At 36.7% G+C, this 18,338-nt stretch carries 14 protein-coding genes; 3 read left to right on the plus strand and 11 right to left on the minus strand.

The features are described from left to right. Positions 1-62: 62 nt before the first annotated feature. The 6 genes from ACZZZW_RS24600 to ACZZZW_RS24625 all read right to left on the minus strand — a co-directional run bounded on the left by ACZZZW_RS24600 (position 63) and on the right by ACZZZW_RS24625 (position 8,567). On the minus strand, positions 63-2,444 hold the full coding sequence (locus ACZZZW_RS24600) for an outer membrane beta-barrel protein (protein ID WP_463497409.1): 2,382 nt from the start codon (positions 2,442-2,444) through the stop codon (positions 63-65). A 7-nt stretch (positions 2,445-2,451) separates the two neighbouring features. Further along, on the minus strand, positions 2,452-4,713 hold the full coding sequence (locus tag ACZZZW_RS24605) for a M56 family metallopeptidase (RefSeq protein WP_055903287.1): 2,262 nt from the start codon (positions 4,711-4,713) through the stop codon (positions 2,452-2,454). Between the two features lie 13 nt (positions 4,714-4,726). Beyond that, complete coding sequence (locus ACZZZW_RS24610) at positions 4,727-6,307, minus strand: N-acetylmuramoyl-L-alanine amidase (RefSeq protein ID WP_055903288.1); 1,581 nt, start codon at positions 6,305-6,307, stop codon at positions 4,727-4,729. After that, positions 6,304-6,672 carry a BlaI/MecI/CopY family transcriptional regulator gene (locus ACZZZW_RS24615; protein ID WP_055903289.1) on the minus strand — a complete coding sequence of 123 codons (369 nt, stop codon included), beginning with the start codon at positions 6,670-6,672 and terminating at the stop codon, positions 6,304-6,306. Before ACZZZW_RS24615 ends, ACZZZW_RS24610 begins: the two co-directional genes overlap by 4 nt. Before the next feature lie 434 nt (positions 6,673-7,106). Further along, positions 7,107-7,778, minus strand: a complete 672-nt coding sequence (locus ACZZZW_RS24620) for a DUF1345 domain-containing protein (protein ID WP_055903290.1) — start codon at positions 7,776-7,778, stop codon at positions 7,107-7,109. Positions 7,779-7,784: 6 nt separating this feature from the next. Beyond that, positions 7,785-8,567 (minus strand): O-methyltransferase, encoded by a 783-nt coding sequence (locus tag ACZZZW_RS24625; RefSeq protein WP_055903291.1) that lies wholly within the window; start codon positions 8,565-8,567, stop codon positions 7,785-7,787. Between the two features lie 44 nt (positions 8,568-8,611). Between ACZZZW_RS24625 and ACZZZW_RS24630 the strand changes: the two genes are divergently transcribed. Beyond that, the gene (locus tag ACZZZW_RS24630; protein WP_463497415.1) at positions 8,612-9,475 is read left to right on the plus strand and encodes a transglutaminase-like domain-containing protein; all 864 of its coding nucleotides are present in this window, start codon (positions 8,612-8,614) and stop codon (positions 9,473-9,475) included. Positions 9,476-9,492: 17 nt separating this feature from the next. Continuing rightward, on the plus strand, positions 9,493-10,617 hold the full coding sequence (locus ACZZZW_RS24635; protein WP_082458607.1) for a glycoside hydrolase family 18 protein: 1,125 nt from the start codon (positions 9,493-9,495) through the stop codon (positions 10,615-10,617). A 34-nt stretch (positions 10,618-10,651) separates the two neighbouring features. On the opposite strand, the gene ACZZZW_RS24640 is transcribed toward ACZZZW_RS24635, so the two are convergent. From ACZZZW_RS24640 to ltrA, 5 genes are all read right to left on the minus strand, one after another. Next, the gene (locus ACZZZW_RS24640) at positions 10,652-11,143 is read right to left on the minus strand and encodes a CAP domain-containing protein (protein ID WP_082458608.1); all 492 of its coding nucleotides are present in this window, start codon (positions 11,141-11,143) and stop codon (positions 10,652-10,654) included. A gap of 56 nt (positions 11,144-11,199) precedes the next feature. Continuing rightward, complete coding sequence (locus tag ACZZZW_RS24645; RefSeq protein WP_055903294.1) at positions 11,200-12,027, minus strand: glycoside hydrolase family 16 protein; 828 nt, start codon at positions 12,025-12,027, stop codon at positions 11,200-11,202. Positions 12,028-12,615: 588 nt separating this feature from the next. Continuing rightward, on the minus strand, positions 12,616-13,530 hold the full coding sequence (locus ACZZZW_RS24650; protein ID WP_055903295.1) for an alpha/beta hydrolase: 915 nt from the start codon (positions 13,528-13,530) through the stop codon (positions 12,616-12,618). 10 nt (positions 13,531-13,540) lie between these two features. Further along, positions 13,541-14,615 (minus strand): peptide chain release factor 2 gene (gene prfB / locus ACZZZW_RS24655; protein WP_463497420.1). Its coding sequence is split into 2 segments (ribosomal slippage): positions 13,541-14,554 and positions 14,556-14,615, totalling 1,074 coding nucleotides; the frame shifts between segments, so codons are not numbered across the junction. Positions 14,616-14,854: 239 nt separating this feature from the next. Next, positions 14,855-16,129 (minus strand): group II intron reverse transcriptase/maturase, encoded by a 1,275-nt coding sequence (gene ltrA / locus ACZZZW_RS24660; RefSeq protein WP_463492318.1) that lies wholly within the window; start codon positions 16,127-16,129, stop codon positions 14,855-14,857. Between the two features lie 944 nt (positions 16,130-17,073). Between ltrA and ACZZZW_RS24665 the strand changes: the two genes are divergently transcribed. Further along, the gene (locus ACZZZW_RS24665) at positions 17,074-18,330 is read left to right on the plus strand and encodes a 6-bladed beta-propeller (RefSeq protein ID WP_463497423.1); all 1,257 of its coding nucleotides are present in this window, start codon (positions 17,074-17,076) and stop codon (positions 18,328-18,330) included. The last annotated feature ends 8 nt before the right edge of the window (positions 18,331-18,338 follow it).

Below are 18,338 nucleotides of genomic sequence, written 5' to 3' on the forward strand. Positions count from 1 at the left end.
TAAAGCCTGCTAATGGTAGCGTAGATGAAGGATTTTTAACTCTAAAACAGCATCAAAATCACCTAATTGTTCCTCCTTCGCTCCTCTTCATTTCCCAACTTCCGATCCTGTTGTTTAATCTTATCATTGCCAAAATTGTAACGGAAAGTGATTCTTAACTGGCGGCTATCGTAATAATTATTGTATTCTTGTTTAATATCATTAATTAAACTACTATACCTATACTGGTTTGTTTTTAATACATCAGTAGCTGAAATAGCAACCTGCATCTTTTTGTGGAATAATAATGCTTTAATCCCCAAATCGACATTATATTGACTCTTATTTCTATTTAATCCATCAACAGAGGCGAATTGATACCAAAAGCTGGCTTCGCCTAAAATGGTTTTTGATTGATTAAAGGCAAACTGGTTTAAGCTGGAAAAGTAAGCACCAAATCCTTTAAGATTGTTTTGAGTTTCAGGAATATTTGAATTGGAAATATCATAATAAACATCAAGCTGATTAATGCTCTCTAACCACTTTACAGGATTAAGATTTACCATATTACTCAATTGATAATGATAACCTGTAATAAAATTTACAGGCTTAGCAGACTGAATATTAGTGGCCACATTAATAAAATTAATATCATTAAAACCATTTGCAGTATAACTAAATGATAGCGAAGTAGTTAACAAACTTTTATAACTATGTGAAATCTCTATATTATCATTGTAAGACGGCTGTAAAAAAGGATTTCCTTCAGCATATGCATACTGATTATTGTACCAGCGGAAAGGATTTAATTTGCGGTAAGCGGGCCTGTTTATCCGCCGGCCATAATTGATTGAAAAAGTATTCTTATCATTCGCCCGGTAAACTAAATAAACTGTAGGAAATAACCTAAAATACTTGTTCCGGTTTTGATCGTCAGCTGATTTACTATCAACCTGGGTATATTCGCCTCTTAATCCGGCTTGAAAATCCCATTGCTTTGAGGTTTTATTATAGTTGATATATAAAGCCTGGGTATTTTCCTGATAGTTAAAAACATTACTTTGTGCAGGATCAACTTCATAAACCGTGTTCCGAAACTGATAAAAAGCAAGATCGCTTTGGTTTTTAATCATACTCAGTTTTGTACCGAATGAAACTTTAAAGGTTTTATAAGGCAGATCGATATCAGCTTTTAAAGTATATAAATCTATATTTTGTTTACTGGTAGAGAGATATTCGGCAAACGAACCCGGGATTATTAATCCACTTTGAAAATAACTGGTATTGTTAAAAAACCTGCTTTTATCGTCAACATAGGTAAACCAATCGCCATTAACTGTTAACTGTTTTCCGGTAGAATCTAAATTTTGTTTTAAGTAAATATTTGCTGAATGATAATGAGACTCGATGATGGCATTGGCATCAGCATTCAATACAGAATCTAAATTTCCTGTTTTGTTGTAAACTTTGGTTTTAATGTTTTCTTCAGAATGAAAATTGGTAAGTCCGCCATTATACGATAAACCCAATACTGTTTTTGGCGAGGCTTGGTAATCAATTCCAACCTGCCCACTGGGTACAGTTCTAAAATTTCTATCCTTATTTACAATGTTCCAGGTTTGGGTGGGATAAAATACATCGCTTTGTTCAAATGGCACCAGCGATCCTTTTCTGAAATTCAGATTAGCGGAAACTGTAATTTTATTTTCGCGGTAACTTAAATTTGCTCCTGTTGATGCGGTAAAATAACTCGCTTTGGTTAAAGCCGTGTTAATTGAGCCTTTAAAACCATTATTAGCCACTTTCTTCATCAAAATATTAATCAAACCATTATTTCCCTGTGCATCATATTTGGCAGGCGGATTGGTAATGATTTCAATTTTGGATATATTGGCTGAAGGGATCGATTTTAAATAATTAGATAACTCATCACCTGATAATACCACCAGTTTATCGTTAATCATAACATTTACCTCTCCTTTACCCACTAAAGAAACCTTATCGTTTAAAACCCTTACGCCGGGCACTTTAGCAAGCAGTTCTAAAGCATCTGTACCAATTGCAGATACACTATGCTCCGCATTAAAAATTGTACGGTCGATCTTTTTTTCAATTAAAACCTTTTTAGCATCTATCTGAACATCTTTAAGGGCGTTTAAACTTGCATTAAGTTGAATATTAATTATTGTATCAGCATTTAAAGTGAGTGCCCTATTTTCTGCTTTATAATTGATTACTGAATAAGCGATTACATATTTTCCGGCTCGTAAATTATTAAAATGATACAATCCGGCACTATCAGTTTGTGTGTAATTAACCTGATTTTTAGCGCTTATAATTTTAACGGTAACATACGGTAAAGTTTTATCCTCTTGATCTGTTATTATACCAGAGAGCTTGATTTGAGCACTTGAGGATAAAAAAGTGAAAACTATAATTATGACAGCTAAGATTTTATAGAACATTAACTTTTCAATCTTTTTTCCCAAATATTTTAATCTTCGAATTTTCAACATTCAAAGTAATAGAATCAGCTGAAATTATGCTCTGCTTATCTTTAGATAATAATTTTACCTTCCTGGCATTAAGCGTATTCAAATTTTTAACGTATATGGCATCAGAAGCTAGAATAGTTAATCCATCGTTTTCTATTTTAACGTTTCCTGTATAATGATAAATCAATTTAGTTTTGCTAAGCTTAACAGAATCAGATGAAAAAGATAATTTCTTGTCCTTAAAAAAATGATTATTAATTGATTCATTTTGTTTTTTATTGGTTGGCGAAATCAGATTTTTGATTTTATCAATGCCTGATTCTTCTACTTTCGTTAAAGAGTCCCTAATCCTTTGCAAATCAGGGTCATCTCCATCCGAAACCTTTAAATTACGATTGCCGCTTTCTGCAACATAAGTTCCATTACTGAGATCGAATACTATTATTTTAGCTGTAGCTGATCCGCCTTCATTAGCCTTCAAAACTGCATTTTTAGCGGTCATTTTATTGTTTGCCCTGTCTAATTCAACATATTTAGCTTCCAGCCTGCAGTTGATAATATCGATAACCGCATTCTCCATATAAGAGATTTTATGCTTCACATCTCCGGTTATTTTAGAAAAAGAGATAATTTTAGGCTCTACAGGCCCTGATATTTTGGCCGGTTCATTTTTTACTGCAACTATTTTTTGTTTCCCATCACCAAAATAAAAGCGATTATAAAGTGCTTCATTTTTAATCGTATACTTTTTAGGTTCAGAATATAATACAATCAATTTATCTGTAGTATAAGTGTTCTTCGATACCAATTTCTCGCCAATAAACTTAGCCAGCACCCGATCGCCAATTTTAAAATCGCTATTTTTTATATTTTGAGTAGCAAGGTTTAAATTGATGGTAAAAAAGCCATCGTTTAAAACAATTTTTTCGATATTACCATTCACACCTTTTGTTATCGATTTAATTGTGGATGAGGCAGAACGTGCTTTATTTGCTTCGTATAAAAAGGCATGGTTTTCTATCTTTCGTTCGTAAAGTAAAACTCCTGTTAAAGTTGTTACCCTTGTTGCAGTATAGATTGGTCCTTTAGCTTCGGCAATAACTTTACCGTTTTTATCCATTTTTTTCATATTAAAGCCCTTAGCGTCGATGTAGACAATAAGCTCGTCGCCAACTTTAATTTTATCTTTAAAAATGGTGGCTTCAATCGGATAAATCTTTCCCTCAGCTAATAAATCAAACGTGTATAAACCGATGGCTTCTTTCTTAGTGTTAAGCACTTTGCCTTTTAGCATTCCCTGGTAGAAATTTTTCGAAGGTTTGCTGTCATCATTTATATGCTGCGCATATATCACTTGCACGGCAAATAGCCAGATTAATCCCATAACAACAGGAACGGCCAATAAGTACCTGAATTTTTTCATGTTTTTAGATTTCGAGTGGAACAACATTTTAATGCGGTCTTTGATCGGGCTTTTCACAAAATTGTGAATCAACGGCATATTACTTTTACTAATCGCGAGTTTTAACAACAGGTTGGCATAAGTCTGATTACCAAAGTTGGCAGAAGTAAATTCATCAGCCTCATATTCATGCACCTGCTCTAAAGCTTTATCATAGAAATAAATAACCGGATTAAACCATAAAACCGATTTACAGATCATCAGCAGTATTTTATCAATAGAATGGTATTGCTTCGCATGCACTTCTTCATGTTTGAGCAAAACCTTTAAATCTAATTCACCTAAGGTACTCCCATCAATAAAAACGTAATTAAAAAAGGAACAATTGGTAAAACCTTTAGCCTTATCAATCAACTTTAAACCGTTATTATTTTTGGTATAAGTGCCTGTATGCCTAAGCAAAATGAACAATCGCCATACACAAATGAGTAGTAAAATCAGCGCGATGCTTCCATAGGCATAAGGCATTAAAGTTAACCAATCAATTTTAGGTGTTACCTCTGGTTGATATTCAACTACTATGGGCTGAATAAGTTGTATAGGAGCAGGATGAATTGGTTTTAATTCTGGCATGCCTTCAAGTTCAGTTTCTAGCCTAGGCATATTGCGTTCAACTTCAAACTGTAAAGCCGGAATAATAAAACTAAGCAACAGGGTAATCAATAAATAAAATCGATTGATCTTAAAGAATGTCAGTTTTCTTAAAACCAGCAGATAAAACCCGAAGAACAATACTGTACAGGCCGTAACTTTAAGCAGATAGGTTAACCATTCCATTGTTATAATTTATTTAGCAACCACGTTTAGAAAAAGCAACAAATCCATCCAAAATCAGGTTACTGATCATTCTGATGTTTTTTTCCTGATTAATATAATCCAATATTTTACGGTCGGAAATGTTTCCAAGCTCAATTAAAATAGCCGGCACTTTCGATTCGCGCAGCAATAACAGATTGGCATTTTTTAACGAATCCCTTACTTCCAATCCATTCAATTGTTTTAGTTTGCTTAATACACCAGCACCTAAATCTTCCGCAATTTTAATATTACCGTTCAACTGAGAAACATACACTTCAATACCAGGAAAAGGTGCGGCTTCATTGGCGGGTGTTGCATTATGGTGGATGGAAATAAATGCTGTAGCCTCCTGTTTGGGCAACCGATCGCTAAGTTTCATGTATTCATCCTTAGTTCTTGTCAAAATTACCTTTATTCCCCTTTTTGCGGCTTCTTCCTGCAAAATCTTTACAGCCCTAAGGTTCAGATCTTTTTCTTTTTGTCCATCTAAAGCAGCAACCGCACCGTCTTTTCCACCATGACCAGCATCAACAATCAATATCGGTTTTATTGCTTTAAAAGCAGAGTTTGCATTTGGATTAACCTTTATATCACTACTCAGGTATTTCAAGGCATAAACATTAGGTATTGTTGGTGCATCAGCCGAAGCCTTGTTTTCAGTGTTTTTAATTCCATCTATAGTTACTTTTTTTTCTACAAAAACTTCTTCGCGGTTTACAAAAGCCATGCAGCAGATGAATACAATAGGAATGATAGCTAAATAGGCCAGCTTTTTAAGTTTTTCATTGGGTTCTTTGTATAACATCATGATTCTATTTTTTAGTGGAAGTTTACTAAAACTGTTGATGACTAATTTTTGCGCTGGCATAGCAAGCTTTAAAAGCAAAGAAGCATAGGCCTTTTTATCGGCAACTTTTGATGTTTCGCGATCGGCCAAAAATTCATGATTATGGTCGATGGCATTCCTCCAGAAATAAACAACAGGGTTAAACCAAAGAACTGCTGCAATGAGATTGATTAATAGTTTATCAGCAGAATGAAACTGATTTACATGTACAGATTCGTGTTTAATAACAAGGTGTTTTTCTATAGCACCGAGTGATTCATCAACAATGATCTGATTAAAAAAGGAACAGTTTTTTATTGTCGAATCTTTATTAACCAATACAACAACCCCTTGTTGGCCCACCGTTTGTTTTTGCAATTGCATCCGGATTCGAAGCATCATAAACAGCATCCGAAAAACAAGAAGGGCTAAAATCAAACTGTAGGTGTAAACCAAAATCCGATCCCAATTTACAGGTTTGCCAATTGTGCTTTCTTGTGCTTCACCATCCTGCTCTATAAATCCATCATTGCTGTACGCTATTTTAGCAGGACTTTGCTGCTCTGTAGCGGCTACTTCGTGCAGGTTTTGAATGGTAACTGCCGGAATACTGAAGCTCAGCACCAGCATAACTAATAAATAAGCACGGTTCAGGTTAAAAAAAGTGAGTTTGGCCAGCAGTAATTGATAAACAGTAAAAAATACCAGCGTACATGCCGAAACCTTTAACAAGTAGATTAAAATCATGGCTTTCCATCTTGATTAATGATTTTTTTAATTTCTTCTATATCCTTTTCACTGAGTTTTTCTTCTTTTACCATGAATGATAAAAGACTAGTGGGAGAATTATCAAAATAGCCTGAAAACAATTTTGAAAAAGTGGTTTTGGCATATTCATCTTTCGTGATGGCCGGAAAATACTCATATGTTTTGCCGTAAGCCTTATAATTTACATAACCTTTTTTCTCCAAAAGCCTTACAATAGACGAAATGGTATTATACGGTGGCTTTGGTTCTTCTTCAAGCTCATCGATAATATCTTTAACAAAGGCTTTTTGCAGCTTCCATAAAACCTGCATAATGCGCTCTTCAGCTTTGGTTAATTCTTCCATAACCAAATCTATAACTTATTTTTCAGTTTTACAACTAAAAAACAAGTTACATGACTGAAACATCAGTTAATATAAATAAAATGCTGATTTATAGATAGATAAAATAATATTAATCATTTTATTTGAAACCACAGACTGTGATTCTTCGCTTTTTCACTAGTTGGGATTTGAAATTTCGACTCTCATCTTTAGTAATTGTTATCCTTATAAAACTATTCAGGATCATCTGCTCCTAACATGGAGCCAAAGGCATATATCCTTTGTACCTAAACCCGATCGAAGTGGTTCAGGTTTTTCACCGGAAAGAATAGAGTGCGGGAGAGAAACCCGCCAAAAGCTTTGGAATGCTCATTTCCAAAAAAATCCATACAAGTGAACCAAGAGAAAAAGTTCTGTAGTTATTCGGAATTTAACACCCCAACCCACATCAAAAATTATTTGCTTAAACCAGCTAACGCATTAATGGTTAAGGCTACAATAACGGTGTTGAAAATAAAGGCGATTAAACTATGAAGCAGGGAAAGCCTCCTGATTTTTCTACTTGAAATTTCGACATCGGAAACCTGAAAAGTCATTCCGAGCACAAAGGAAAAATAGGCAAAATCGATAAAATCGGGTTCATCATCACCCGGAAATTCAAGCCCTGTTCCTTTCTTATCAGCAGTTTTTTTATGCTTACCGCCGTAGTAAAGGTGTGCGTAACGCATGCTAAAAGTTGTATGAACCAAAAACCACGATAAAAACATGCCCGAAATGGCAATAACCAAATCCAATGGCTTTATTTCTTTGTTAATTAACACCAAAATTACAGCTAGCAAACCGGCAAAAGTAGAAACGACTACGATTGCAAAAATTTCGCCCCTGGTTTCATCCTGCATTTTAGCTTTGAGGTGTGTTTCGGCGGCTGAAGTATGAAAAAACATGTACCAATGCAGCGTAATCAGAATCAAACAGAAAAAATCCCAACCAAACATGATATGCGTAAGCATGCTCATTTTGAATAAAAGCGAAATCAAATAAAAACCGATCCCCGAAAAAAGGCTGATCAACAGGATAAATAAGGCTGATCTTTTCTGAATTCCTTCTAATTTCGGTTCAACTGTCATTATTTTTTAGAATTTAAGCTTAAAATGTTCTTTCGCCTGCCCTTTTTTAAAGTAAACCAGGCCAATCCAAAATAAATCTACCGTTATGGTTACATCAGGATGGTTTTTAATCTCGGTCCAGGCTTCTTTCATGCCTTCGCTCCAATAAATATCGTCAAAAATTAACAAGGAATCTTCATTAACTTTAGGCAGACACCATTTAAAATAATTTAAGGTAGCATCTTTACGGTGATTTCCATCAATATAAACAAAGTCTAAACTTGGCTGCTTTGCAATAATATCGGGCAAAATAAGATCAAAATTTCCAACATGGAGCTCGATATTATTTAAATCCAGCTCCTCGAAATTTTTCTTCGCCACTTCTGCCGTTTGCGGACAGCCCTCAATGGTAATAATCTCTGCTTCAGGATCCGTTTTTGCAAGGTATGCTGTAGTTATGCCCAAACAGGTACCCAATTCTATTGCACTTTTAGGCTGCGTATGTTTTGCAAGGCGATAAATCAGCTTGGCCAGCCTCGGACTTTTTAATGCATTTTTTGCAATCTGACTCACCTTCTTTGTACGGTTTTTATTGAGATGAGAACCCGCGCCAAGGTCTGTAACAGTGATTATCGAATCGTCATTAAAAAGTTTTTTTCGCTGCTCTTCTATGTTTTTGTATTCAGATTTGTCGGTAAAATCGTAAATTACCTCATCAGCTAGCTTATACACGAACGGCGAATGCGTTCCATGTCGGCTTTTTGCTGTTAAACGGTGTTTAAGGTAATCTGTAATAAATTGAAATAGCATAATATTGCAAAAGTAATTAAACGCCGCAAACGTATGTATGTTTTATGGAAAATAACGCAGAGATAAGTGCTTTAGTAAAATTGTTGGATGATCCGGATCAGGAAGTGTACCAACATGTAGAAAAAAAACTGCTCGAATATGGCGGTGAGGTGGTTCATTTTTTAGAAAATGCCTGGGAACAATCTTTTGATGGCTTACTTCAGGAGCGTATTGAGAGCATTGTACACCAAATTCAGTTTAAAACTGTTAAGGAAGACTTAAATTTATGGTATTTAAGTGGTGCATTTGATTTATTGCAAGGCGCACTCATTATTAACCGCTATCAATATCCTGATTTAGACGAGCAGAAGGTAATTAACCAAATTGAAGAAATTAAAAGAGATATATGGCTGGGCCTCCAATATGAGATGAGTTCGGTAGAGAAAGTGAAGTTGATTAACCATGTTTTATACCAGCAATATGGTTTCGGCGGCAATACTAAAAACCATCACGACCCGCAAAACTCATATTTAAACCAGGTTTTAGAAAGTAAAAAGGGAAATCAGATTTCGCTGGCCATTATTTACTCTACCCTTGCTCAAAAATTAGATCTTCCGGTTTATGGGATTAATTTACCGCAGCATTTTATTTTGGGTTATATTGATGACAGCAAACAGGAAGGTTCTGAGTATGGCGTTCTTTTCTACATCAATGCTTTTAACCGTGGCAATATCTTCGGCAAACATGATGTAGACCAATTTCTCCGTCAGCTTAATTTAGAAGCCTTACCAGAATATTACAGGCCTTGCAGCAATACTGATATTATTCGCCGCGTAATCAGAAACTTGATTTCGGCGTACGAAAACGCAGGAGCTACAGAAAAAGTTGCCGAATTAAACGAACTGCAGGAGATACTTGCAGAAAAATAAACTTTTAAATTGAACCTGTGTACAAACTAAACCCAAACCACCGCCTATCCTTTCGTTTTGCTGCCGTTATTATCTTGTCGTTATTTTTCAGTATTAATTTAACGGCACAACAAGGAGTTAAACCGAATGTTATCGCTTATTATTCAGGCCAAAATTCGGTTATAGATAGTTTTCCGATAGAAAAACTCAGTCACCTAATTTATAGCTTTGGACATTTGAAAGGGGATAGCTTAAATATCAGATCGGCCAAAGATTCTGCATTAATTACCAGTATGGTTGCGTTAAAAAAACGTAATCCTGATTTAAAGGTGATGATTGCTATGGGTGGTTGGAGTGGCTGTAAAGATTGCTCAGAAGTATTTAGCAGGGCAGATGGACGGAAAACCTTTGCCAAAACCACAAAACAAATTCTAGATTTTTTCCATGCTGATGGTATTGACATGGACTGGGAATATCCTGCGGTTATGGGCTTTCCGGGGCATCGGTATACCGTAGATGATAAGCAAAATTTTACTTTACTGATTAAAGAACTTCGCAAAAAACTGGGTAAAAAAGCAGAAATCAGTTTTGCGGCAGGCGGAACCCAAAACTGTATTGATTCTTGCTTTGAATGGGATAAAGTAATGCCTTTAGTAAACAGGGTAAATGTAATGAGTTACGATCTGGTAAGCGGTTATGCCACAACCAGCGGGCACCACTCTCCATTATATGGCACGCCACAACAAAAACTTTCTGGCGATTTCGCAGTAAAAGCATTAATTGGCTTGGGTGTACCGGCCAATAAAATAGCACTAGGCGCGGCATTTTATGCAAGAATTTTCGAAAATACCACCGATGCAAATCAAGGCTTGTACCAGCAAACTAAATTTATAAGCGGAACTTCTTTTAAAAATTTTAAAAAGCAGTTTTCTACCGAAAATGGCTATAAATACTACTGGGATGAACAGGCGCAGGCACCTTATTATTATAATCCACAAACAAAATACATCGCTACTTTTGATGATCCGAAATCAATTTCATTAAAAACCAAATATGTAATTGATCAAAAATTAAACGGCATTATGTTTTGGGAACTTACCGATGATGCTTATACCGATGGCTTACTGGATGTGATTGATAAAACGATAAAAAGCAGCAAATAACCGGAAAGGGCCAATTCAATTTTAATTTGACTTACTATGGTGCTCCAAAAGTTACCACCCAATAATTTTGTGCCGTACCCATACCAGCCTCTCTATTTTTTGCATCCATCATTGCCTTACAATGGCTTACACTATTTTTCCATGCGGTTAATACCTGGTCGGCATTGTTATAACCCTTAGCCAAATTCTCTGATATAAATATACCTGGGTAACCAGCAGCTGCGGCCCTTTCATTCGGACTGGTTCCTTCTGGCGAAAAATGATCAAAATAGTTTTTCTGCGCCATATCCCTTGCATGGGTTTGGGCTGCATCCTGTAAAAACGTGTTTAATTTCAATAGAGGAACCGGGGGCATACTCTCAGTGCCACAATTACATCCGCTCTGCCTAAGCAGGTTAATTCCATCAATAACAGAATTAGCTTTGTTTTCGGGTATTGGCACATCATCTTTTTTGCAGTTTGCCAGCAATAAGCAGGTCATTAGGCCACAAAAAATTAAACATATTTTTACTAAATAATTTTTCATATTAATGATTACCAAACAATGAGGCAGCCTAAAGGCTACCTCCTGAATAAGATAAATTAAAAAGCTCTTTCTCTACCCATATAAATATTTTTACCAGTGTAAAATGTATCACCTGATGGACCCGGAGTACCACTATCTCCCTCCATTTGCATATTAATAATTAACCACATGGGTTTATTTACCGAATTGCTCATTTTATGCTGGGCAACCCATACGTTATCGATATAATAATGGCAATCTACATCTGTTGCACTCACTTTATTGTACCAGCACTTGTAATTGTGGTAAGCACCGGCATTAGATACGGCTGTAAGTTTGTTTTCCCAACTACCATCATAAGTGTTCTGCCAATTTGTATTGCTGCCCTTAAATTCCATAATATCGCTTTCAGGTGGCCACGAATTAACACCGGTTATCCAAAATGCAGGCCATGTTCCTTTAACTGTGGGCACAGCAAAATCACCAGAAATGGTATAGCTGGGAAACTGATCATTAATAATTACCTGCTGCTTGGCATAACAGGTACCAGAACTATACCAAATAGGAACGTTCGTAAATCCATTAGAAGTACTGTTTCCTGGAGATGAGGCTAAACGGGTTGCTTTAATTGTTAGAACGCCTCCGTTTACTGAAATCTGGTTATGGTTAGAGGTACTTCCCACCATCCTAGCTGAACCATTATGATCGGTACCCCAGGGATAATTATAATTCCATTGTGCTTCAAAACTAGTGTAATTGGCAAGAGAGTTCCCGTCTATAAGTGTTTCCCAGGCCTTAACCTTTCCATTATCCAGTTTGGGATCTTCTTTTTCCTTTTTACAAGATAAAAGCACCACAAACAGGCATGCAGCAAGCATGCCCCATTTCATTTTGTCATTTTTCATTTTTTTTGATTTAGGTAAATATTTGGTTAATTGTAAAGCATAATATTGTGATCACAACCATTTATGAAATGATAAAGCAATTAATTCGCAAAAAATAAAAAACCGTATGGAATCAAATTGAAGCAATGGATGTATTGCAGCATTAAGATAGGCTGGTGTTTTTTCATAGATTTGGTTAGATTACAACATAGCACATTAATTATCTACGTGCTAGTAAGCAAAGATAGACGTAGGCTTACCAAAAAATGAGTGGCAAAATCGTAAATTTTGAGTGGTAAAATGGGCTTAATATGCTATTTCTCTACTTAGAATAGAGATTAGAATATTTATTTTGTGAAAATTAACACAAACATATGGGCCTATCTAGAAGATAGGTTGAGGTACAAAAAATTATGAATCAATTGACTGGCAGGCTTTCAAGGTTCAAATTACCTTTTTGACTGCACAAAAAAATAAAGATTTAAAAATCAAAAACATAGAACACCCTCAACATCATACTAAGAGTGCTAAACAATTACGTTAATTAATCCTTTTTACAAAGGCAACCCTTATACGTTGAGTATTTTGTATTAAAATATAATTATAAGGCTAGAACTTCTCCTTTTTCATCCACGCAGCCAGCAAGTTGAACCAATCCACATCTGAAGTTTTATTGATTAAACCAAAGCCATGGCCTCCATTTTCGTAAAGGTAAATATCGGTATCTACTTTGTTTTGCTTTAATGCTTCATTCATTAATACACTATTTGCAAAAGGAACAGTTTTATCATCTTTAGCATGAACAAAAAACGTTGGAGCCGTTTTTTTTGTTACATTTTTGTTTGCCGAGAAATAATGTTTCAAGCTATCAGGAGGATTCGGACCCAATAAATTTTTCATTGTTCCGGTATGTACCGATTCTTCAAAACTGATAACAGGATAAATTAATGCGGCAAAGTTTGGTTTTAAATCTATCTTTTCGGGATCAGCAATTTTAAGATCATTATAATGCGTAACCAGGGTTGAAGCAAAATGACCGCCTGCAGAAAAACCCATTATTCCTATTTTATTGGTTTTGATACCATATTTTTTGGCATCTTTCCTAATCAGGTAAATTGCTTGCTGGGCATCTTGCAAAGGGCCATAGGTTTTATCAACCATAATAAGATCGCTCGGTAAACGGTATTTTAAAACAAAAGCGGTTACACCAATGGCATTAAATCTTTTAGCTACATCAGTTCCTTCATGACTAAAAGCCAACGCTCCATAACCACCACCCGGACAAATAATAACAGCTGTACCATTAGCAATATTTTTCGGAGCTAAAAAAACCGTAAAAGTAGGTACCGATACTTTGGTAACACTCAACGTACCATTGGCACGAACCTCAGTATTTTCTACATAATCGGCAGGTGTAACTTTTGCTCCAGGAATACTGCCTGAATATAAAGGCACAACTTCTTGTGCATTGATACTGTTGATTGCCATAAGCAATAAGATTATAATGATGGATGACTTTGCCATTTTTTTAATTTTAAAATTCCATTAAATAAGCTTTCAAAAAATCATTGATATCGCCATTTAAAACAGCGTCAGGATTTGAAGTTTGATAATTGGTACGGTGATCTTTTACCCTCCTATCATCCAGCACGTAGCTTCTGATTTGTGAGCCCCACTCTATTTTCTTTTTCGACCCCTCTACCAATGCTGTAGCCTCATTGCGCTTACGTTCTTCAATTTCGTACAATTGAGATTTCAATAACCGGATGGCATTTTCTTTATTCTGCAACTGCGATCGCGACTCCTGATTTTTAATAATAATGCCTGATGGCTTGTGGTACAACCGCACAGCCGTTTCTACCTTATTTACATTTTGCCCACCAGCACCGCCTGCTCTGAATGTTTCAAACTCTATATCGGCAGGGTTAATATCAATCTGAATCGTATCATCAACCAGCGGATAAACATAAACAGAGGCAAATGAAGTGTGCCTACGTGCGTTCGAATCAAATGGAGATATACGAACCAAACGGTGTACCCCATTTTCACCCTTAAGATAACCATAAGAAAAATCACCGTCAAATTGAAGCGTTACCGATTTTATTCCTGCAATCTCTCCCTCCTGACTGTCCTGTTCGGTTATTTTATAACCGTTCTTTTCACCCCACATCATATACATGCGCATCAACATGTAGGCCCAATCGCAACTTTCGGTTCCACCAGCTCCGGCAGTAATCTGTAATACTGCAGAAAGTTGATCTTCCTTACTACGAAGCATATTTTTAAGTTCGAGTTCTTCTACAGCAGTTTTGCTGATCTCGAACTGGTCTTGCAATTCTTTTTCAGAAGCATCTCCAGATTGAAAAAACTCAAACATCACTACCGCATCCTCAACCGCATTATTGGTTTGGTTAAAGCCATCAGTCCATTTTTTCTTTGAGCTGATTTCTGCTAGAATTTTTTCTGCTTTCTTTGGATCATCCCAGAAATCGGGTGCCATTGTTAGTTTTTCTTCTTCGCGAATGGCATAAAGTAGCTCATCAACGTCAAAGATACCTCCTCAGCGACGCTACTCTGTCCCTTAAATCCTGAATATTTTCTTTGGTCATAGCAACAAATATAACAAATATGAGCTACTATTAAGGTGAGGCTGAGTAAAACCTTGATATCATCACTTATTAATGTTAAAGAAGATAACATAAATCCTTTAACGATTAAAGACATTAAAATTTATCAGAGCCTTAACCAGCTTCGCTTTTTAATGTTTTAATCGAGTAAGAAGCAGGGAATTAGTTTCCCTGCTGTCTCCTCACACCACCGTACGTACCGTTCGGTATACGGCGGTTTGTTAGAATAACTTCGTTTGGTGTGTCGTTTTCCAATAGTAATAATTGGTAAATCCATCAAGTCCATGCCTCAAAAAGAACTTCTTGTCAAGGGTTGTAAGTAATATCGGGCTGTTTGCAGTCCTACAGTACCCCTTACGGGTATTGGCCAATTGATAGGCCCTTGATTTTACCAACCCCATCTTCATTAAATTCCGCGCTCTACCCGTTATACTCTTCCATTGCTTCCAAAGAACAATCCGCAGTCTGGTCCTCATCAACTCGTCCAGTCTGGTCATATGACTCTTTGCTTCTGCAATAGAGAAATAATTAACCCAACCATGAATGATTTCCTTAAGCGTTAATATTCTTTCTTGGAATGGAACTGGTTGGCTACGTTTAGTTTGCTCCCGGATTTTCTCCTTGATCGCTCTTAGAGATTTGGATGAAATTCGCATCTTCCATCCCTCTTTGCTACCATAGAATGAAAACCCGAGCAGACTACTTTGGCTTGGCCTGCTAACCTTACTTTTCTCCCTGTTAACCTTCAGTTTCAGGCAGTCTTCCAGATATACTGAAATACTTCTCATTACCCGGTGTCCTGATTTCCTGCTTCTTAGATAGATACTGCAATCATCAGCATATCGCACGAACCTGTGCCCACGCTCTTCGAGCTTAACATCGAGTTCGTGAAGGATAACATTTGATAGTAACGGACTTAATGGACTGCCTTGTGGCGTTCCTTCTTTTCTTGGGCTGACCAATCCATTCTCCATGATCCCCACACTCAAATAAAGACGAATAAGCTTCAATGTCCGCTTATCCTTTATCTTTACTGACAGCAGATGCATAAGTTTATCATGGTTTACCCGGTCAAAAAATTTGTCCAGGTCAAGTTCCACAATCCAGGTGTAACCTGTGTTAAGATATTCCTGAGCCTTTAACACTGCCTGATGGGCATTGCGATCTGGCCGGAAACCATAACTATCAGAGGAAAAGTCGCCCTCGTACTTGGGGCTCAGCCATTGAGAGATGGCCTGCTGGATCAACCGGTCAATGACCGTTGGGATGCCAAGCATCCTCTTACCACCACTGCCTTTGGGTATCTCTACCTTTCTTACAGCGTTCGGTCGGTAATGGCCTGATAAAATATCACTCCGTAATGCCTGCCAGTTAGCATTCAGGTAGTCGCGAAGTTCATCGGTCTGCATACCATCAATACCACCAGCACCCTTATTGGCAGTAACCTGCCTAAAGGCTCTTTGTACATTTCGGATGTCTAATATTTCTTCAAGCATAATACTAAAAAAAAAACTCCTTCCCAGGCATTGTGTACATTGGTTGCACGGCTCGGCTCAGCTCCTCTTATAATTTACTCTCGGATTCCGTCCTACCCTCATATAAGCAGTTCTCTAATGTGGTTCCGCTGTAAACGCTCTGCCATAAACTTCCTGTTTCCTTTGCCATCCTAACATTTGGTCCTTTCTGCATCCGAAAAATGCAGTACTACGACCGCTGCTGACTTTTGATTGAGGCATTTAACATCTCTGCCAAATGTTTCTTCTCCTGTAATCGCGCTTACAATTGACAGAACTCATTCAGATCTCCCGGGGTAAGACAATCTACTTCCTATGGATGTGGCCTCTGTATCTGCGTAATAGTCCCCGTGCAGTATTGGGCTTCTGTTTGTTTCGCAACATCACCCGGACTAAATCCGCCTCGTATACAGTTTCTGTTCGTAAGCCCCCATATTTGCCGCGGACTTCCTTCAGATTCGCAGTCACCCACGACACCCTTGTCTCGAGCTAACACTTCCTACTGCTAAGCGTGTTCGGGACTTGAACCCTATAGTCGATTGCCATGCCCGGCGCACGAAATAATAAAGGCCATTTACCCTTTCGGGATTAAGGACTTTAAGAAACCATAATCAAAACCTTAACAAACTTAACTTCTTAATGGTTAAAATGATCCAGGGGGTTAAGATTAAGAATCAACGATAATTTGCCTGAACTAAATTACCTGTATTTTAATCCTTTTCAGCTATAAATTAACCTACTCTGTAACTTAGCTGTTAAAACTTGTTAAAATCATAAAATGAATAATCAACTAACTGTTTAATTGATTAATTTCCAACAATAACAATATTTATCAAATCGGCCGGAAATTAACTTGCGCTTCATCAGGTGGCGTAGCTAAAACTGAACAGATATATTTAATTATTATTAACCTCTAACCAATACAAATGAAAACGCGCATGCTCTTTTTAGCGTATTTATTTTTCTGTACTGCAGCATGGGCTCAGCAAGGAAAGATAGATAGCACTGAAATGCTCACCCTACGTATCGATCCACAAACTGCCCATGGCGCAGCTGTTTCGCAGATTTTTAGTGAAGTAGAATTTATTCCGCTTGAAACCACCAAAGAAAGTCTTTTTGGTAGTATCAGCCAGTTGAAAATTATGGAAGATAACTACGTGATATATGATTATGATACTAAGGCCATACTAATTTTTGGAAAAGACGGGAAATACAGAGCAAAAATCAATGCAAGCAATATAGAACAGGATAAAAATGAAAAAAACAAGTCAGAGTTTTATGGTTTCATTCCTGAGCAAGAAAACAACACCAGCTACATCGTCGTATATGCAGGCGTTCGCATTTTTTATTTTGATTTAAAGGGGAAACTGGTCAAAAAAATAATGGAAAAGGATTATGTAAACCGCCATTCCAGCCGCGATTTAAAGTTTGCAAGTAATGGAACCATTGTTCGGCCTGATTATTTACAAAAACAAGGCAAAGACAGTACTTTTTATGAATTGGGTTTCATTAATAAGAACAAAGATTCTGTAGGCTATTTCCCTTACAGTTCTAAAAGATATGATAATGATGAATTTTGGAGCTCTGGTTCGCGCTATTCTCAAACCGCACCAGATGAGATACTTTATTTAAACTATTATTCGTACGACATCTATAAAGCAAGGCCTTCAAAACTTTCGCTTGCCTACCACATTATATTTCCCGCAGCTAATTCCTTACCGAGAGACTTTAACAGCAATCCGGTTTATGTAAAAAAACGCGGAGAATTTTTCAAAAATAATCCAAAGGTTTTTTATGGTTTAAGTAACACTTTTCTGGTTGGCAACAACCTGTATTTCAAAATGCACAACTTCGGCTGGGATAGGACAATGAAAAAGGCATTGATTTATAACCTGAAAACCAGCGAACTAACATCTATACAAGATTTGGAACCCGATGCCCTTTCTTCTTTTTTGCCAGTAACAGATGCGAGCGGCAGTTTTTATGATTTTATGAATAAAGGCTTCCAGTTATATGAAAATGGGTATTTCTATACAAATTATTCTTCTTTGGCCATGTTTGCATTTAAAGAACAAAGTGAAGGTAAAACAAACAAATATCCACCCGCTTTAGAAGCATATTTTAAAACCCAGAATAAAAAGAGTAATCCTGTGCTTATCAAACTTAAACCTAAATTAGAGTAACCATCCCT

It is taken from the genome of Pedobacter sp. AC379, assembly GCF_979258145.1.